We start from the raw sequence: 18,080 nt of genomic DNA, 5'->3' as shown, positions 1-18,080 counted from the left end.
CTTTTGCTGTCATGTCAAGTAAAATTTTTCTCTGCTTCCTGCTGCTTATCTTGTTTCTTTTGTCAAGTTCATACTATACCAAATTAGATGAGCTTACCCTGGTTTGAGGCTCTCTAAACTTACCATTGATGTGCCTGAACCGAAAACTTTTTTTAAGCCTACGGTTGAGGGCGCGTGACATAAATCTGAACAATCTGCTAAATTATTACTACCAAGCGATCGCACTAATAATTGTAGTAAATAGGCAGCTTCGTTAGATGAACGTCCAGAACTATAACTAGCAATGCGTTCTGGTGCTGAACTAAAGGCTTGTGTAGCGATTTGGTAAACTTCTTCCCAGCTAATGCGTTGATAATGGGATGATCCTGATCTGAGAATGAGAGGATAACTAAGTCTACCCAAGCGATCGCATTCTTGAGAAGTAAGTTGTTGTAATTCACTGATGCTATATTGTTGGAAAAAATCTTGTTTAATTCCTGGTTGCAATTCCGCTGCGATCGCTTCTACACTTTTAGCACAGCGTTGTAAATATTCTCCCGCTTCATTTACAAACCCCCCTTTTTGTCCACCTGTACCCCAAGCGCAGGATAAACACGTACTTTTATGATTGAGGGTTTGCCATAATTGTAACCCTTGTGGTGAGAGGGTTTTTTCTACCCAATATTGGATTACAGGTAAACCACCCCCAGCAGGGGAGTTAGACTTGATTTCGGGTAAATTATCCATAGTTAGCCAAATTTCAACTCGCTTAACTAACTATTATTATTGCCAAAAATTATTTTTACTGTCTAAACCTATAGAGATATTGTATAGAACGTTTAGACTTGACGTGAAATCACTCTTCCACTACTTCTACCAAGTCTTCAATCATGACATCAAAGATGCGAGCCATTTTAAGTATAGATGTAAAGTCTACCATAGCTAATCCAGGCGCTCTTGCATAGGCTCTCACAGAACTATATGCCACACCGGAACGGTCAGAAACTTCTTTGAGCGTCCAACCCTTTTCATCAGCGAATTCTCGAATTCTTAGCCTAATTAGCCCCATAATTTACTTGATACACCATTATATGTGTAGATTAACTTGGATTGGTTAGTCTTCCACTACTTCTACCAAGTCTTCAATCATGACATCAAAGATGCGGGCTAATTTCTGGATGGCTGTAAAATCTACTGTTGCTAGTCCAGGCGATCGCGCATAAGTTCGGAGTGTGCTGTAAACTACACCAGAACGGTCAGATACCTCTTTCAATGTCCAACCTTTCTCACCAGCAAACTCTCGAATCTTTAGCCGAATCATTCCCATAATTTACTTGACAGATGACTTATATAAGTCTAGTCTAGATTAGATCAAATAAAAAGATCGCCCTCCGGCTTTGTCAACTGAAAAGCGATCCCAAAGGTGTCATCGCTTTCAAAAGTAAATCTTACTTTCAAAAGAACACTTATATCATGGTATCATCTCTCAAGCCAAAAACAACTTCTATTCGCACATCAAAAATTGTCCACAAATCATCAACTCTCCATCAATTAACAAGATTTGTGACTGAAGATGCTGTTTGCGTGATGTTCAAAATTAATTTTGAGGATATTTATAAAGTTGAATGTTGGCGTTACGTGGTTTATGTCCACGGCAAAGGTTTAAGTAAATTTGTCAGTTACGCCGATTTTCCGCCGATTATCAGCGTAGATTCTCCCACTACTTCAGACTGTATCAAGTGGCGCAAACGCTGGCGTAAATACAGTAATTATACTCAAAGAAAGCACGCCCCTTCATGGTGGGGAGTATTTTTTACTCGTCAATTTTGCGAAGCTTCTTCAGAGTCTGTGCTTTACAGTTGGGGTCAATTAATTGCATTAATTAAATTTGCCTTTTCTGAAGAAACATTACAAGAACTGCGAAGAAGCTATTGCCAGGAAAAAGCGCTGTTACTGGTGTAAAAAAATATAGGTGAAAGGTAATTCGCCCATCTCACCAATCACCAATTACCTATTCTGCCGGTTTATTAGCAGCACGGTTAGCACGGGCTTCAGCTGAACTCATCACTTCTTCCATGTTTTCCAGCACTTCACCAGGGAAGTTTTCCAAGACTCTGGTAGAAATAGCGACTCGACCTTTACCTTCATCTAAGTCAATAATTACAGCTTTGATAGGCTGACCGATTTGAAAGACTTTTTCCAAAGATTCAATAAATTTTTGGCTTACTTGTTTGATGTGCAGTAAGGCGCTAACACCACTTAACTCTACAAATACACCAAAAGGTTTGATGCCGGTAATTTTTCCTTCCACTAATTGACCGACTTCTAATAAACTGAAGTTGCTAGAACGAGTGGCTAAACGTTGGGAAAGAATGAGTTTTTTGGTATTAGAGTTGACTTCCAAAAATCCCGCAGTTAGAGTTTGACCTTTGAGTGCTTCCAGACTATCACGTTCGGCAAGGTGCGATCGCGGAATAAATCCCCGTAAACCAAGAAGATCAACAGTAACACCACCTTTATTCACACCTGTTACCCGCACTTGGACTGTTTGGGAATTTTCCTGCATTTGTACGAGTTTCTCCCAGATGTGCTGAATTTCCAACTGCTTACGAGAAAGAGTAACTTGACCTTCAGCATCCTGATCTCGGATAATCAAAAATTCCATATCCTCCTGCAACGGTAGGACTTCTGCCAAATCAGTTACTGCTCTCAAAGAAGCCTCTTCGCGGGGGAGAAAAGCCGACGACTTACCACCAATATCAACATAAGCTCCATCATGCTCAAGTTGAAACACCTTACCATGTACAACCTGTCCCTTTTGAAATTGGTAGTCGTGTTTTTCCAGTGCTTTGGCAAAATCGTCCATTGAAAAAGACGAATTGGCTGTTTGAGAAAGTTGTGATTCGGAATTCATGATGTTTGAAGATAAATTGTTATGAGAAGAAGGAGTGCTGCTTCGTGAAGCTACGCTTTCCAGGAGTTCAGGAGAAATCAACTAGGGAGTCTCTTAAAAAACCTCTTTTTACACTGCTAAAACGCTGGCAAAAAGTTTTTGTACTTGTTCCCAAGCATCGGACGCAGCTTTAGGATTATAGCTGGCACGACGGTCACAGAAAAATCCGTGTTCAGATCCATCGTAGCGAAACACACGATGGGAAATGTTATATTTTTCTAACTCGGCTTCGATTTGGTTTACCTGTTCTTGAGGAATACTGGCATCTTCTCTGCCAAAAAAGGTATAGATAGTTCCAGGAATGTCTTTGGTGCGGGTAACAGTAGGTTCTCCACCTCCGGGTGTGCGGGTGGTAATACCAGCACCATAAAAGGAAGCCGTGGCTTGAATATCTGGAAGGGTGGCGGCTAAATATGCTACATGACCGCCAAAACAAAAGCCAATACAGCCAAAGGCATCGGGTTTGACTTTGGGAAGACTTTTGAGATAATTGATAGCTAGTTGAATATCGCTTAATAGTTCTGAGGCTTTGGTTTGCATGGCGTAACCTCTACCCGTTTCAATATCTTCGGGGGTGTAACCTGCTTCATATCCAGGTGCTTGACGTTGAAAGAGTGCCGGAGCAATGGCTACATATCCTAGTTTAGCAATCCGTTCTGTTACATCCCGAATATGATCATTGACACCAAAAATCTCTTGCAGAAGCACAATTCCTGGATAAGTACCAAGATTTTGAGGTTGTGCCAGGTAAGCAGCCATTTGCAAATTATCTGGCGTTGACGTAGTCTCTTGTAGAGGAAGATTAACCGTTGTGGTGTCTATGACTCGTTCTGTCATAATAATTTTTACTATAGCGCTGTAATTGTCTGATATAACTATGCCAGTATGTTCAGGCTGTTTTCAACCAAATTATCCCTTGTATGTATTCGCAATATCCATCAGCAAAATCCAAGTAAATCGGCGTTAAAAAATCAACCTATGTAACAAAATCTAAAATCAACAAATATAGCAGGTGACAGAGAACAGGTGACAGGTGACAGTTTGAAAAGTCTTTCGGTGTCTAGGTTTTATAATCAGTTGGTGTCCTAACCGCCCTGTCTGTTGCTATACCTTGAAAATATCTCAATTCAAGGTTTTTACAAAACTACACATACATCGGTTTGATTGTGCCGACTCACTGAACATATCAATAATATATTTAACCGGGTAGCATACACAGTTGATAAAGAGCAGCTACCAGTAATCAGGAGAATTGGTGATGATTCAATTCCGTATTCAGCCAGATAGTGAAATTCCGGCATCTAACCAACTGTTTAATCAAATCCGATTTGCGATCGCATCTGGGCAATATCCACCTGCATACAAATTGCCCAGCACTAGGGCATTAGCAATGCAAACCGGATTACATCGGAATACGATTAGTAAGGTTTATCGGCAGTTGGAGGAAGAAGGATTTGTCGAAAGTCTGGCAGGTTCAGGAATCTATGTCCGAACCCAAGGTCATGAGGGCGGAAGTAGGTCAAAGTCACCTATTCTTAAGCAATATCCCGAAGCATACAAAGTAGTCCAACAAGCCTTGGATGAATTGCTCAATCAAGGTTGCTCTCTGAATGAAGCACGAGAACTATGTTTAGCAGAAGTAGACTGGCGCTTGCGTTGTAGTGCTAGAGTTCTGGTAGTAGTACCATCTCAAGACATTGGTGCTGGGGAATTAATGGTGGATGAATTACAAGAAGCCTTAAAAATCCCAGTCCAGTTGGTAGCGATGGAAGAATTATCGGCGGTGTTAGATAAAACTACCTCGGCCACATTAGTCACCAGTCGATATTTTATCGGAGAAGTAGAAGCGATCGCAGCGCCAAAAGCTGTGCGTGTGATTCCCCTAGATATCCACGACTATGCCAAGGAACTCAATGTAGTTAAAAGCCTTCCCAAAGCTAGTTGTATTGGCATTGTCAGCCTTAGTCCTGGTATTCTCAGAGCGACAGAGATCATCCTGCACGGTTTACGAGGGGATGAACTATTGGTGATGACTTCCCAACCAAAGGATGCTTATAAACTGCAAGCAATCATCAAACGGGCGGAAATAACTTTTTGTACCGATCAAACCAGCTATTTAGCAGTACAAGCAGGAGTGCAAATAGTTCTAGACGATCTCATTCGTCCACCCAAACTGATTCGCTGCGAAAACTACATTGGTACTCAGTCGATTAACTTGCTCAAACGAGAACTTGGCTTGATTTAAGTCCGGGGACTTGGGGATTTGGGGAGGACGCGGGGATGGGGAGATGGGGAGATGGGGAGATGGGGAGATGGGGAGATGGGGAGATACGGGTAGGGGAAGACGCGGAGACACGGAGACGGGGAGGACACGGAGACGCGGGGAAAATTAAGAATTCTCTGTTCCCTGTTCCCTGTTCCCTGTTCCCTATTCCCTGTTTACGAATTACGTTGGCGGTAGCCTGCCGTAGGCATTATTACGAATTACGAATTATTGTAAAAACTCTCGTACTCGCTGCAAATAAGTTTCTGGGTCTTCCAGCATGGGGAAATGGGCTGTATTCGGAATCAAAGCTAATTCAACTTTCTCATTTAGTGCAGCCGCTTTCCGTCCCAATTCAGCTGGAATAATGATGTCATATTCTCCAGCTACCAGCAGCGTTGGTACTGTTAATTTGGCAAATTCCTGGGGCATGATTTCGGCTTGGTGCTTACTAACAGAAGTAAAAATTGTCCCTAAAGCTGCATCATAATCAGCATCAATAAAATCTTGTAAAAAAGCCTGACGTTCAGATTTGGGGATGGGGCTATGCAAAAATCTCGCCATAAATATCTTGTCAGCCAAGGGGATTTTCCCTAACCACTTGGGACGGAATTTAACTACTAGTCCACCGAATTTATAAAAGGCAGAAAATGCTTTTTCGTCATATTCAAAAATGCCACTACAAGTTAAAATCGCTTTTTCCACTCTTTCTGGGTAGCGGTTGATAAACAAAGTGGCAACGGAAGCACCCATTGAATGAGCATTAATATAAACACGCGGAAGTTGCAACCCATCTAACAAAGCAGCCAAATCTTCAGCGTATTCTTCTAATTCATAACTTAACTCAGCAATGGCCTCAGCTTTTTCCTCAGTTGACTGTGACTCAACCAAAGACTCCCCAGCTTGGACTATGGTAGGTTTACCACGGGAACGTCCAAACCCCCGCATATCATAGAGTAAACAATCAAATTCTGCTAATAAAGCCTCAGCCGTACTGCGCCAATATCTAGACGAACCAGCCCAACCATGAATGAAAATCATCACTGGCTTTACCAAATCCGATGATTTTTTCATCCACTCGTAGTAATGCTCAACCCCGCGAACTTTGATATAAGGCATTAGTCATTAGTCCTTTGTCATTAGTCCTTTGTCATTAGTCATTGTGCCTTTACTGATGACTAATAACTAGTGACTAATGACTATTATGCTGATTCTGGTTTAGGTAGTGAAGAAGGATGTACTAGCAGTTCAGCAGTGGAACGCTTCTCAACCATTTCCTTGGTGACAGTGCAGCGAGTGACATCTTTACGGGATGGTAACTCATACATGACATCCAGCATCAATTCTTCCACAATACCCCGCAAAGCCCGCGCCCCTGTTTTACGACGGTAGGCTTCTTGCGCGATCGCTTTTAAGGCTTCTGGTTTAAAATCTAACTGGACATTATCCATTTTCAGCAGTTTTTGGTACTGCTTCACCAAAGCGCTGCGTGGTTGAGTGAGAATTGCCATGAGCGCCTCTTCATCCAGGGGATCTACCACCGCTACCATTGGCATCCGCCCTATGAATTCGGGAATCATGCCAAATTTTACCAAGTCATCTGGTTGAAGATGGCGCAGTGTATCTGCTGCCCGTTTTTCCTTACTTTGACCTTCTCCCGGTTGGACAAAGCCCATTGACTTTTTACCCACTCTCTGATCTACGACTTTTTCCAAGCCTACAAAGGCACCGCCGCAGATAAACAGAATGTTACTAGTATCAATCTGGATACAGTCTTGATAAGGGTGCTTACGTCCGCCTTGGGGTGGAACGTTGGCAATTGTTCCCTCCAACATTTTCAGCAAAGCTTGCTGTACCCCTTCTCCAGAAACATCCCTTGTAATCGAGGTATTTTCACTCTTGCGGGCGATTTTGTCAATTTCGTCGATGTAGATAATTCCCCGCTGTGCTTCCTCTACATCTAAATCTGCCACTTGCAACAGTCGCAACAAGATATTTTCCACATCTTCCCCTACATACCCTGCTTCTGTCAGCGTTGTGGCATCAGCAACAGCAAAGGGGACATCAAGGATTTTTGCCAGAGTTTGCGCTAAGAGAGTTTTGCCGCAACCGGTGGGTCCCATTAATAAAATATTGGACTTTTGTAGTTCTATGGCATCATCTACTCCACCTTTACCATTCGCTTTAGACTGAACAATAGCCAAGCGCTTGTAGTGATTGTAAACTGCCACTGACAAAACTTTTTTGGCCTCGTCTTGACCGATAACGTGTTCGTCTAGATATTTTTTAATCTCTCTGGGTTTGGGTATTTGGTTAAATGAGAGATTAGCAGAACGGGTACGGCGTTTTTGAGGTGGTTCTGACCGTGGTGCTGGTTGGGAAGCGGCAGCATTCGTATCAAGTAACTCCTCATCTAGGATTTCATTACACAAGTCAACGCATTCATCGCAGATGTAGACTCCCGGCCCCGCGATTAATTTACGCACCTGCTCTTGAGACTTGCCGCAAAATGAACATTTTAAATGGGAGTCGTACTTAGACATACCAGCCTCTTATTTCAGAATGGTGACGTTTTCCCCTGCTGTGGGAAGATTTTGTCGGGAAATGACCTGATCGATCAAACCGTAATTCTTCGCCTCTTCTGCCGACATGAAAAAGTCGCGTTCCGTATCGGCTTCGATTCTTTCTAAAGGTTGACCAGTATGTTTGGCCATTAACTGGTTTAAGTTACCCTTAATGTAAAGAATTTCTCGCGCTTGAATTTCAATGTCAATGGCTTGTCCTTGAGCGCCACCAAGGGGTTGGTGAATCATGATCCGGGAGTCAGGTAAAGACATCCGCTTTCCAGGAGTTCCAGATGTTAATAAAAAGGCCCCCATGCTCGCGGCTAGTCCAAAACAGATGGTCACAACATCGGGACGTATCTGCTGTATTGTATCATAGATTGCCATCCCTGCGTAGACAGAACCACCAGGAGAATTAATGTAAAGTTGAATATCCTTTTCTGCGTCTTCAGCATCTAAGAATAGCAATTGGGCCACAATTGAGTTAGCGACAGCATCATCTATTGGTGTTCCCAAAAAAATAATCCGCTCTCGCAGTAGGCGGGAGTAGATATCAAAAGCCCTTTCCCCCACACCTGATTGTTCTACCACCATCGGGACGATGTTGCTAGGACTGCTCAAGTTGCAACTAATGCCTATAGGACTCAAGCTGCTAATTGGGTAATTTCCCGACTGCGATACAAGCATACAAGAATATTTAACAATAAGTGGGACAGATTTTGCAGCCGTTATGGCTGCTTTTTTCACGGATTGAATTTTGATTTGAGCTATGTGTTAACCATTATGCCTTATATAAATATAAATTCTTGCCGTTGAAGTTAGTCTTGGATGCTGAGTATGAAGTCAGGAGGCAGGAAGTAGGAGGCGCAAAGGCGGAAGGCAGAAGGTAATTATTTCTCCCTATCTCCCTCGTCTTCCCATCTCCCCATCTTCCTTACTCAGGACTTGTAGTTGCTTCTTCGGTAGCAGTTTCAGGACTTTGATCTGCTGATTCTGCTGCTGGTTCCTCTGTCGCACTTAAAGAACCGTAAGGTACTAGTTCCACACTGGAGTTGGCTAAAAGCCAATCAATGATTTTTTCGTTTAACAGTTCGTTCTCTACCACTGATTGTAGTCTTACAGGATCTACGTCTTCGTCAGGATACTGTTCTATCAGTTCTTTGACTCTAGCTTGAACTTCTGGAGGTGTCACTTGGATAGATTCGCGTTTGCCGATTTCTTGGATGGCTAGGGAACGTTTTAGGCGTTCAATTGCCTCTGGCTGCGATCGCTCCCGCAATTGGGGAATAATATCTTGGGTAAACAGCTTTTTCACATCTAGCCCCTGCTGTGACAGTTTCATTGCTGTCTGTGTCAACATGGCATCGACTTCTTGTTCAATTAAGGTCGCTGGTAAATCAACTTCTACGTTTTTGATCAGTACTTCTAACAAGGCTTCTTGCTGATTTGCCTTAGTTTTATCTTCAGCCTCTTTTTGATAGCGCGTTTCTAAAGATGCCCGCAATTGTGCCAATGTCTCAAATTCACTCACTTCTTGAGCAAAATCGTCATTCAATTCCGGTAGTTCTTTTTCTTTAATTTCTTTGAGTGTTACTGTGAACAGTGCGGGTTTACCAGCCAACTCTTTGTTAGCATAAGGATCTGGAAACTGCGCCGCAATTTCTCTAGTGTCTCCAGGGTTCATGCCTACCATACCGGTGACAAAACCAGGGATAAACTTATCTTCTTGTAACTCGACTTGAAAATCAGTCGCTTCTCCACCGGGAATTGGTGTGGGTTCTGCTGATTCGTCTTCACCTTCAGCTTTGGTGATCACACCTTTAAAATCAACTACGGCGATATCCCCAATTTGGGCTGCTCGTCCTTCCACAGGAATCAAGGTAGCCATTTCTTGGCGTTCCTTGTCTAGTAACTCATCCACCCTTGTGGGATCGTACTTGATTTCCTCGGCTTTGGCTTGCAAACCTGTGTACTGCGTCAAATTGATTTCTGGTTCTATATCAACCGCAGCTGAAATCACCAAGGGTTGCCCAGGTTCATAATTATTAATCAAATCATCAAAGGATGAGCGTAAACGCGGTTGACCAATGGCCTGGATAGCTTCTTGTTTGACTGCTTCTTCAATACCATCTGGAATTAATTCTTCCAGGGCTGCTGCTTTAATACGAGTTACGCCTAGGCGCTGTAATAATATCTGCCGGGGTACTTTGCCTTTGCGAAACCCAGGAATATTGACAGTTTTACTTAAGTTTTTAACAACCTGTTCGTATTTTTGTTTGGTAATTTCCGGTGTAATCTCTATTTCCAGCCCAATTTGGCTGGCGGGAAGTTTTTCCTGGGTGACTTTCATGCGTTGTCTCTAATTTTCTGGTGTTTTCATCTCTGAGTACATACCAAGACGCGTATGGTTCGCGTTACTAACTTGCTGTCTCAGGGGATAGGATATGCCTTGTAGACATGATCTAATCTAAGGTGGGGACAATTGCCCTCTAGCAGATATCCAGTTTACTGCCAATGGCAAAAGACTTAACACTTTACTGCAATATCTTTACCGATAGCATTTTTACCTCAAATTCATAAGTCTTGAGCAGTTATTCAGTGCTTGGGACTAAAAAACCTGCTAAATTCTCCACTGTTTGGGTTTTTTACTCACAACTGGGCATTAGTAGTGCTGATCAGATGGCTCATACCATGATATCCTTTCAACATAGTAACTCTCAGTCTAGGGTTCTACCATTGGTTGTGACAGCTTTCTGCAAAAAGAGTGCTAATATTATTTTGCTACATAGATATTTTCTGATGTCCTGGTTCTGAATCTATCGTAAATAGAGTATATTTCTGACTATCGGCAACCTAACTTTACAGGCAACAGGCTTTTTTACCTGATAGGTCAGGCATACAGAAAATACCTCAATGCCAATATTTCAATTTTTATCTGAAAGTACCGTTTGTTATATGATAATATTTGATGAAAATTCCCAAGTGAAATTTAATCAGTAATTATTGTAAAAGTCCATATCGCTAAAGTATAAAAAATATAAAGGGTTGAAATTTTGAATAAATTGAGAAAACAGATGTTGCTGGATTGAAGTATGAATTAAGTCTAACGCGATAGCTCTTTCCTAGAATTTCTTGAGGGATAAGCAATCGAACTCAGCGCCAAAAGCCAAAGTTGAGAGGATATAATTTTTGAATCTCATATCTTGATTCAGCAAACCTGAAAAAGCTCTCAAAACTATTCAAACCTATTTAACTTATGATTTGCCCATTATAAATATTGTGATTTGTGCCAAAAAATTGTTAATAACCTCTTAAAGGAGGAGTTGAGTTTGTCTAAATCCTATCGTGTAGCTATTTTGGGAGCGACTGGTGCTGTAGGCACAGAGTTGCTGGAATTACTAGAAAGCCGGAATTTTCCGATTGCTAATTTAAAATTGTTAGCCTCTGAGCGCAGTGTCGGCAAAACACTCAAATTTAAAGGAGAAAATATACCGATTGAGCCTGTAACTGAACAGGCTTTTGAAAATGTGGATATAGTGCTGGCTAGTGCGGGCGGCGGAACATCCAAAACCTGGGCTGGGGTAGCAGTAGCCAAAGGCGCAGTGGTGATAGATAACTCCAGTGCTTTCCGTATGCACCCAGAAGTTCCTTTGATAGTACCAGAAGTAAATCCCCAAGCCGCAGCTAGTCACAAAGGCATTATTGCCAATCCCAACTGCACAACAATTTTAATGACCTTGGCAGTATGGCCATTGCATAAGATTAAACCAGTAAAACGGATTGTGGCAGCTACCTACCAATCGGCTAGTGGTGCTGGTGCTAAAGCAATGGAAGAAGTCAAAACCCAAACCCGTGACATATTACAAGGGAAACAGCCAGTAGCTGAAGTGCTGCCTTACCCCTTGGCTTTTAATTTATTTCCTCATAATTCCCCATTAACCGATTTAGGGTATTGTGAAGAAGAACTGAAAATGGTCAATGAAACCCGCAAAATATTTGGTAGTCAAGAAATCAGAATAACTGCAACTTGTGTACGGGTTCCCGTACTCCGCGCTCATTCAGAAGCAATTAATCTAGAATTCGAGACACCTTTTAATCCAGATGAGGCTAGAGCAATTTTAAGTCAAGCCCCTGGTGTGAAATTGGTAGAAGATTGGCAAACAAATCATTTTCCCATGCCAATAGAAGCCAGTGGGCAAGATGAAGTTTTAGTAGGGAGAATTCGTCAAGATATTTCTCATCATTGTGGCTTGGAACTATGGCTGTGTGGTGACCAAATTCGCAAAGGCGCAGCATTAAATGCAGTGCAAATAGCCGAATTATTAATAGAGAAAAATCTACTGCAATCGACTACAGCGTAGTTTGGTAATTGGTAATTGTGTAATCTTCCTTTCTTCTACCTCGTCACCAATAACCAATGACTAATGACTAATGACCAATAACTAATGACTAATGACTAATCAGGAGTAAAAAGAGGGTGGGAGATTTTGGCACAATTGTAACTGCTATGATTACGCCGTTTAAAGCAGACGGCAGCGTTAACTATGATGTAGCAGCCAAATTAGCAGCGTATCTAGTTAATAACGGTACAGATACATTAGTCGTATGTGGGACAACAGGAGAATCTCCTACCTTAAGTTGGGACGAGGAATACCAGTTGTTTGTTGAGGTATTGCAGGCAGTAGCTGGGAAAGCTAAAGTAATTGCCGGCTGTGGTTCTAACTCAACAACCGAAGCGATCGCAGCAACCGAAAAAGCAGCTAGAATAGGAGTACATGGTTCTTTACAAGTAGTCCCCTATTACAACAAACCGCCGCAAGCGGGATTGTATCAACACTTTCAGGCAATAGCAAAAGCTTGTCCCGACTTACCAATGTTGTTATATAACATACCGGGTCGTACAGGTCAAAACCTGAGTCCAGAAACAGTTGTACGTTTAGCCCAAATTGACAACATTGTCGGCATTAAAGAAGCCAGCGGCAACTTAGACCAGTCCAGTGAAATTCGCCGCTTGACACCCAAAGAATTTCAGATTTACGCTGGAGATGATTCTTTAACCTTGCCTATGTTAGCTATAGGTGCTAAGGGTGTAGTAAGTGTAGCTTCTCATCTGGTAGGTAATCAACTGCAACAGATGATTCACGCTTTTAATGTCGGTAAAATTCAAATTGCCACGGAGATTCATCTACAACTGTTCCCGTTGTTTAAAGCTTTATTTTTAACTACAAATCCTATCCTAGTTAAGCAAGCACTAAAACTTCAAGGTTGGGAGGTTGGTTCAATGCGTCTGCCCCTATGTGAAGGTGACGCAGAAAGCTGTCAAAAGTTAGAGGCTGTGCTGAAAGAACTGAGTTTAATCTAAGCGCCAATATGTTGGATACTGGCAAACTCCGATTGCCCAAAATACATATAAATAATTGGCAGTAATTGCTACTAAGGTGCGTTTTAAACATCTGTGCTACAACTGAAAGATATAAAAATCCTGTTCTCCGAAATGCGCCGCGAACAGTAAAAATTTCATTTTATTCAATAAAAAATTGGATATCTGAATTAAAACTTGGCTGTTTTTACACTGACTACACTATATAAAATCAGTGTTCTATTTCATACAAGAAAGCTAACTATCAACTGATTCACAACAAACAACAATCTCAAGGAGAAAATGGTTAAAAACGAAATTGAATCAGCCCTCAAAATTATTCCTTTGGGTGGCTTGCACGAAATCGGTAAAAATACCTGTGTTTTCGAGTACGAAGACGAAATAATCCTGTTAGATGCAGGATTGGCTTTTCCCACCAACGGAATGCATGGTGTTAACATTGTATTACCAGATACAACTTATCTACGAGAAAATCGCCATAAAATTAAAGGCATGGTCGTGACTCATGGTCATGAAGACCATATCGGGGGGATTGCTTTTCACCTCAAGCAATTTGATATCCCGGTGATTTATGGCCCCAGACTAGCAATGGCAATGCTAGAGGGTAAACTAGAAGAAGCAGGGGTACGCGATCGCACAGAATTAAGAACAGTCCTGCCCCGCGATGTAGTCCGAATTGGCAAAGCCTTTTTTGTCGAATATATCCGCAATACCCACTCCATCGCTGATAGCTTCACAGTTGCCTTGCATACTCCCCTGGGTGTAGTCATCCACACAGGAGATTTTAAAATTGACCACACCCCAGTCGATGGGGAAAAATTTGACTTGCAACGTCTAGCAGAACATGGCGAGAAAGGCGTACTTTGCTTATTAAGTGATTCCACTAACTCAGAAGTACCAGGTTTTACACCTTCAGAACGTTCTGTTTATCCTAATCTGGATCGAGTCTTCTCTCAAGCCACTGGAAGACTATTTGTCACCACCTTTGCTTCCAGCGTTCATCGCATCAACATGATTTTGGATTTGGCAAAGAAACACAACCGTGTAGTCACAGTAGTCGGGCGTTCCATGCTGAATTTAATTGCCCATGCCCGGAATTTAGGTTATATCAAGTGCGAAGATAATCTGCTGCAACCATTGCACGTGGTTCGCAGTATGCCCGATGAGAATGTGCTGGTTCTGACCACTGGCTCTCAGGGTGAAACGATGTCAGCCATGACCCGAATCGCTAACAAACAACACCCCCACATCAAAATTCGGACAGGAGATACAGTCGTATTTTCCGCTAACCCAATTCCTGGCAATACAATTGCGGTGGTGAACACCATCGATAAATTGATGATTCAGGGAGCAAAAGTGGTCTATGGACGGGATAAAGGCATTCACGTTTCTGGACACGGTTGTCAAGAAGACCAAAAGCTGATGATTGCTTTAACTCGTCCCAAGTTCTTTGTGCCTTTCCACGGCGAACATCGGATGTTGGTCAAGCACGCGGAAACGGCTCAAAGTATGGGCATCCCATCTGAAAATATGATTATTATTGAGAATGGGGATGTGATAGAACTGACCGAAGAATCTATCCGTGTTGCAGGTAAAGTGCAATCAGGGATTGAACTTGTGGATACTACTAGTTCTGGTATGGTCAGCGCCAAAGTATTGCAAGAACGGCAAAGTATGGCTTCAGAAGGTATTGTTACTGTTGCGGCTGCCATTGATTGGACTGGTAAATTGTTGGCAAAACCAGAAATTCACCTGCGGGGTGTGGTGACAAGTATAGATAGATCACTCTTGCTAAAGTGGGTACAACAGCGAATTGAAGAAATTCTCAGTGTCCGTTGGTCGGAATTTTCAGCCGGAGGGGAACCAGCCGATATCGATTGGGGTGGTTTACAAGGAACTTTAGAAAAAGAATTGGCACGTTCCATGCGCCGAGAATTGCAATGTCAACCTTCTGTGACTTTGTTGATGCAAATCCCTGATGAACCACCTGTGAAGGTTGCTGATGGTAGAAGGCGACGGACTCGTCCAACGGCGCAAGTAGCTTCCTAAGAGGTTGTTTGAGAAGTCTAAAAATTTACTGAAAAACCTCTCTCCAAACCTCTCTCCTACGAGGAGAGAGGCTTTGAAACCCCCATTCCCTTGTAGGGAAGGGGGGTTAGGTTTTTGGGGTTGATTGGTTTCATGCAATACTTTTCAAACATCCTCTAAGATTTATTTCGCGCGATAGACGCAAAGGAGCAAAGGTGTTTTTTAGCATCTTTGCTCTTTTGTATTGAGGCTCAGAGAATTACTTTTTTTTCAAGATGTGAAAAGCTAAGATAAATAAAGATCAAGATTATATAGCAAGTAAAGAGTTATGCTACCTATTAACAAAAAAATTGTTACTGATGATGCAATGCACCCAGTGGCTGTTTTGATTGATTATCAAGACTGGCAAAAAATTGAACAAATCTTAAATGCCTATCAATTACAACAACAAGAAAATTGTGATTTAAACAAGTACGCGGGTATTATTAAATTAACTCAAGACTCTCTAGAATATCAACAACAAATTAGGGATGAATGGAGTTGACGCAGCCTTTAATATTGTTAGATACAAATATATTGCTGTATTTTTTGGGTGGTAGGTTAGTAAACCCATTAGCATCCGGGCAATATTTTGTTTCAGTGATTACTGATTGTTATCTTATCCTAGCCTGAGTTCAGTTGAAGAAACACAAATAATTGATTTTTTAAATAAAATTACAGTTGTTGGTATTGATAATAATATTAAAAATTTAACGATTGCACTTCGCAAACAATACAAACTTAGACTTCCTGATGCCATAATTGTAGCAACTGCAAAATCTCTAAACGCTACATTATTTACGAATGACGTAAAACTGGCTAACTTAATAGAAATTAATACTCAGTCAGTGCAAATTGTGTAATGAAATACGATAGGTAGTTCAGCTAATGAATCCAGAGGTAAACTAGAAGTAGAGTAGAAACAGTCAACGGTACACCAAAGCGGAGATGCTCCCAAAATGTGAGTTTGTAGCCTAATTCAGCAGCGGCTTCTACGGTGATTAAATTGGCAACAGCACCAAACAAAGTTAAATTACCAGCTAGGGTTGATGATGCTGCCAGCAACAGCCAAGAACGAGTATCATCTTGAGCAATTAGCGGCTGTAGTAGCAGTACAGTAGGAACATTAGAAATCAGATTTGACATAATAGTTGTGATTCCTAATAAACCAAGCTCAGATTTAACTACATGAGTAAATGGTTGTAGTAAATTCAACTTCTGTGTGACTTTCGTTAATATAAAAAGTCCAGAAAACATTACTAACAAATTCCAATCTACTTTTTTGAGAATACGTTGTGGTTTAATTCGTCTAGTAATCAGCAACAAACTGGCAGCGACTAAGGCGGATTCTGCTAAAGGTAAACCCACAGCAAAAGCAATTAATAATCCGGTGGTGATAATTAATGTCTTCTTAAATAAGGGTTTAAAAATGCGTTGATTATCTATTTTTAACAGTTGACAAGGTTGGTTTGAACGTACATCTGGATAAAGTAGCCAGAGTAATGCTACCTGAATAAATAAGCCTGTTATCCCAATGGGCGCTAATGCCCGTAAAAAATCTAGATAGCTGATGCCTGAAAATGAGCCAATAAGGATGTTTTGGGGATTACCACTTAAAGTGGCGACTGAACCGATATTAGTTGCACCTGCGATCGCTAGTAAATAAGGTATGGGATTCAAACCTAAAGCTTGTGTCAAGCTGAGAGTCAACGGTGTAAAAACCAGCGCTAAGGTGTCATTGAGGAAAAAAGCCGAGAGAATACCGCTACCAAAAGTTAAAGTTATTAATAATCCCAAAGGGCTGCGGGTGATACTCAATAACACCGATAGGGCTTTACGGAAAAACCCAGAATAGGCTAAATTGGCGTTAACTACCATCATGCTCAACAAAAATACGATGGTGTTGGCATCAATAGCCAGCCATGCTTCCTGTAAGTTCAGGACACCCAACGCAATTAAAAAAGCAGAACCGACGAGGGCAATAGTGGCGCGGTTCATCCGTAAACCGGGAATGTAACCCAGTGCTAAACCCAGGTAAGTTAGCCCTAACACGCCATAAATGGTAAATTGCAGCACAATCAACGGTTAAACTTAAGTTTTTGCAGCATTTATATTTATCAAAACTACTAATAATTATTAGATATAATAAGACTTGTAAATGTTACACTAAAACCTGCCCAAAGGTAGAGGTCTTCATTAGAATTTAAACTGTGTTAAGTTATGAAGAAGTTCCGAGGAATACAGTACCACTTCCGGGAAAATTACGCTTAACTTGACGTAGTAATACATCGGTTCTGACTTTAAGTGCCTACTCACACTTTTTATATAATTCCCGTCAGAATAGTTTTTGTTCAGGAAAGGCAATTGTCTTAATTGTATATATATTCATCGGTAAGGTGAATACCCTCATTAAAAGAGAGGCGTGATCATGAAGGTATTTAATAATACCACTAAAAAGATTTTTCTAGTCAGTTGGGTATCGCTCCATCAAGCAGAGACGAGTACAGCTGATGCTACCCAATTACAAAGTTCACATTCTAAGTTTGATTGGGATTTTCTGGTGCCGTTGCGTCAGTGGTTGGATAACCTCAAAGTTAGCGATCGCTTGCTTGCTCATCGGTTGTGTCAATACATTCCGGCTCAATGTCCTTTTGAGCGTGATGTCAAACTATTTGGTAAAACCCTGTTTCACATTCCGCCAATGTGCAAACTAAACCCTTTGTATGAAGAAGTAGTAGGTTTAAGGTTTCGAGCAATGTGCTATTTAGCTGATGAGTGCGGCGAAGATATTTCACAGTACTGCTAATGAGTAGCGAGTACTGAGTACCGAGTACCGAGTATTGAGTACCGAGTAACGAGTATTGAGTATTGAGT

General features: G+C 41.6%; 18 protein-coding genes and 1 pseudogene. 9 read left to right on the top strand and 10 right to left on the bottom strand.

Going from position 1 to position 18,080, the window contains the following annotated elements; all coding sequences use genetic code 11:
* Positions 1-102: 102 nt before the first annotated feature.
* The 3 genes and pseudogenes from H6G59_RS20805 to H6G59_RS20795 form a co-directional block, all read right to left on the bottom strand.
* Positions 103-726: pseudogene (locus tag H6G59_RS20805) on the bottom strand (molybdopterin-dependent oxidoreductase); the annotation flags it as partial.
* 109 nt (positions 727-835) lie between these two features.
* The gene (locus tag H6G59_RS20800) at positions 836-1,048 is read right to left on the bottom strand and encodes a helix-turn-helix domain-containing protein (protein WP_190717815.1); all 213 of its coding nucleotides are present in this window, start codon (positions 1,046-1,048) and stop codon (positions 836-838) included.
* A gap of 45 nt (positions 1,049-1,093) precedes the next feature.
* Positions 1,094-1,306 carry a helix-turn-helix domain-containing protein gene (locus tag H6G59_RS20795; protein WP_190717813.1) on the bottom strand — a complete coding sequence of 71 codons (213 nt, stop codon included), beginning with the start codon at positions 1,304-1,306 and terminating at the stop codon, positions 1,094-1,096.
* Between the two features lie 146 nt (positions 1,307-1,452).
* On the opposite strand from H6G59_RS20795, the gene H6G59_RS20790 reads away from it, so the two are divergent.
* On the top strand, positions 1,453-1,941 hold the full coding sequence (locus H6G59_RS20790) for a hypothetical protein (RefSeq protein WP_190717811.1): 489 nt from the start codon (positions 1,453-1,455) through the stop codon (positions 1,939-1,941).
* Between the two features lie 49 nt (positions 1,942-1,990).
* On the opposite strand, the gene H6G59_RS20785 is transcribed toward H6G59_RS20790, so the two are convergent.
* Entirely contained in the window at positions 1,991-2,893 is a 903-nt protein-coding gene (locus H6G59_RS20785) for a S1 RNA-binding domain-containing protein (protein WP_190717809.1), read from the bottom strand.
* 108 nt (positions 2,894-3,001) lie between these two features.
* Positions 3,002-3,769: a dienelactone hydrolase family protein gene (locus H6G59_RS20780; RefSeq protein WP_190717807.1), complete on the bottom strand. Its 768-nt coding sequence runs from the start codon at positions 3,767-3,769 to the stop codon at positions 3,002-3,004.
* Between the two features lie 421 nt (positions 3,770-4,190).
* On the opposite strand from H6G59_RS20780, the gene H6G59_RS20775 reads away from it, so the two are divergent.
* Together H6G59_RS20775 and H6G59_RS20770 are read left to right on the top strand one after the other, a co-directional pair.
* Entirely contained in the window at positions 4,191-5,177 is a 987-nt protein-coding gene (locus H6G59_RS20775; RefSeq protein WP_190717805.1) for a GntR family transcriptional regulator, read from the top strand.
* Positions 5,178-5,187: 10 nt separating this feature from the next.
* Entirely contained in the window at positions 5,188-5,325 is a 138-nt protein-coding gene (locus tag H6G59_RS20770; RefSeq protein WP_190717841.1) for a hypothetical protein, read from the top strand.
* Between the two features lie 98 nt (positions 5,326-5,423).
* Here the strand turns inward: H6G59_RS20770 and H6G59_RS20765 are convergent, their stop codons facing one another.
* The 4 genes from H6G59_RS20765 to tig form a co-directional block, all read right to left on the bottom strand.
* Positions 5,424-6,314, bottom strand: coding sequence for an alpha/beta fold hydrolase (locus H6G59_RS20765; RefSeq protein WP_190717802.1), 891 nt, complete (start codon positions 6,312-6,314; stop codon positions 5,424-5,426).
* A gap of 83 nt (positions 6,315-6,397) precedes the next feature.
* Positions 6,398-7,738, bottom strand: coding sequence for an ATP-dependent protease ATP-binding subunit ClpX (clpX, locus tag H6G59_RS20760; RefSeq protein ID WP_127054138.1), 1,341 nt, complete (start codon positions 7,736-7,738; stop codon positions 6,398-6,400).
* Positions 7,739-7,747: 9 nt separating this feature from the next.
* On the bottom strand, positions 7,748-8,446 hold the full coding sequence (gene clpP / locus H6G59_RS20755; protein ID WP_190717833.1) for an ATP-dependent Clp endopeptidase proteolytic subunit ClpP: 699 nt from the start codon (positions 8,444-8,446) through the stop codon (positions 7,748-7,750).
* A 247-nt stretch (positions 8,447-8,693) separates the two neighbouring features.
* Positions 8,694-10,109: a trigger factor gene (tig, locus tag H6G59_RS20750; RefSeq protein ID WP_190717800.1), complete on the bottom strand. Its 1,416-nt coding sequence runs from the start codon at positions 10,107-10,109 to the stop codon at positions 8,694-8,696.
* Positions 10,110-11,088: 979 nt separating this feature from the next.
* Between tig and H6G59_RS20745 the strand changes: the two genes are divergently transcribed.
* The 5 genes from H6G59_RS20745 to H6G59_RS20725 all read left to right on the top strand — a co-directional run bounded on the left by H6G59_RS20745 (position 11,089) and on the right by H6G59_RS20725 (position 16,069).
* Entirely contained in the window at positions 11,089-12,120 is a 1,032-nt protein-coding gene (locus H6G59_RS20745; protein WP_190717798.1) for an aspartate-semialdehyde dehydrogenase, read from the top strand.
* Positions 12,121-12,236: 116 nt separating this feature from the next.
* Positions 12,237-13,121: a 4-hydroxy-tetrahydrodipicolinate synthase gene (gene dapA / locus H6G59_RS20740; RefSeq protein WP_190717796.1), complete on the top strand. Its 885-nt coding sequence runs from the start codon at positions 12,237-12,239 to the stop codon at positions 13,119-13,121.
* 300 nt (positions 13,122-13,421) lie between these two features.
* Complete coding sequence (locus H6G59_RS20735) at positions 13,422-15,188, top strand: ribonuclease J (protein ID WP_190717795.1); 1,767 nt, start codon at positions 13,422-13,424, stop codon at positions 15,186-15,188.
* Between the two features lie 307 nt (positions 15,189-15,495).
* On the top strand, positions 15,496-15,711 hold the full coding sequence (locus H6G59_RS20730; protein WP_190717793.1) for a hypothetical protein: 216 nt from the start codon (positions 15,496-15,498) through the stop codon (positions 15,709-15,711).
* 106 nt (positions 15,712-15,817) lie between these two features.
* Positions 15,818-16,069, top strand: a complete 252-nt coding sequence (locus tag H6G59_RS20725) for a PIN domain-containing protein (RefSeq protein ID WP_242038937.1) — start codon at positions 15,818-15,820, stop codon at positions 16,067-16,069.
* Between the two features lie 22 nt (positions 16,070-16,091).
* Here H6G59_RS20725 and H6G59_RS20720 read toward each other — a convergent pair whose 3' ends face one another.
* Complete coding sequence (locus tag H6G59_RS20720; RefSeq protein ID WP_190717791.1) at positions 16,092-17,288, bottom strand: anion transporter; 1,197 nt, start codon at positions 17,286-17,288, stop codon at positions 16,092-16,094.
* Between the two features lie 346 nt (positions 17,289-17,634).
* On the opposite strand from H6G59_RS20720, the gene H6G59_RS20715 reads away from it, so the two are divergent.
* Entirely contained in the window at positions 17,635-18,012 is a 378-nt protein-coding gene (locus H6G59_RS20715) for a Mo-dependent nitrogenase C-terminal domain-containing protein (protein ID WP_190717789.1), read from the top strand.
* Positions 18,013-18,080: the final 68 nt, after the last annotated feature.

This window comes from Anabaena lutea FACHB-196 (assembly GCF_014698305.1).
GTDB lineage: Bacteria > Cyanobacteriota > Cyanobacteriia > Cyanobacteriales > Nostocaceae > Anabaena > Anabaena lutea.
Note: the sequence above shows the minus strand (reverse complement) of the source record. Positions and strands in the feature narration are given on the sequence as shown.

Coding starts and splice junctions, on each gene's coding strand:
- H6G59_RS20795 (WP_190717813.1), bottom strand. CDS start 1,306: ATGGGAATGATTCGGCTAAAGATTCGAGAGTTTGCTGGTGAGAAAGGT.
- H6G59_RS20785 (WP_190717809.1), bottom strand. CDS start 2,893: ATGAATTCCGAATCACAACTTTCTCAAACAGCCAATTCGTCTTTTTCA.
- clpP (WP_190717833.1), bottom strand. CDS start 8,446: ATGCTTGTATCGCAGTCGGGAAATTACCCAATTAGCAGCTTGAGTCCT.
- clpX (WP_127054138.1), bottom strand. CDS start 7,738: ATGTCTAAGTACGACTCCCATTTAAAATGTTCATTTTGCGGCAAGTCT.
- H6G59_RS20780 (WP_190717807.1), bottom strand. CDS start 3,769: ATGACAGAACGAGTCATAGACACCACAACGGTTAATCTTCCTCTACAA.
- H6G59_RS20715 (WP_190717789.1), top strand. CDS start 17,635: ATGAAGGTATTTAATAATACCACTAAAAAGATTTTTCTAGTCAGTTGG.
- H6G59_RS20800 (WP_190717815.1), bottom strand. CDS start 1,048: ATGGGGCTAATTAGGCTAAGAATTCGAGAATTCGCTGATGAAAAGGGT.
- H6G59_RS20775 (WP_190717805.1), top strand. CDS start 4,191: ATGATTCAATTCCGTATTCAGCCAGATAGTGAAATTCCGGCATCTAAC.
- tig (WP_190717800.1), bottom strand. CDS start 10,109: ATGAAAGTCACCCAGGAAAAACTTCCCGCCAGCCAAATTGGGCTGGAA.
- H6G59_RS20765 (WP_190717802.1), bottom strand. CDS start 6,314: ATGCCTTATATCAAAGTTCGCGGGGTTGAGCATTACTACGAGTGGATG.
- H6G59_RS20730 (WP_190717793.1), top strand. CDS start 15,496: ATGCTACCTATTAACAAAAAAATTGTTACTGATGATGCAATGCACCCA.
- H6G59_RS20735 (WP_190717795.1), top strand. CDS start 13,422: ATGGTTAAAAACGAAATTGAATCAGCCCTCAAAATTATTCCTTTGGGT.
- H6G59_RS20790 (WP_190717811.1), top strand. CDS start 1,453: ATGGTATCATCTCTCAAGCCAAAAACAACTTCTATTCGCACATCAAAA.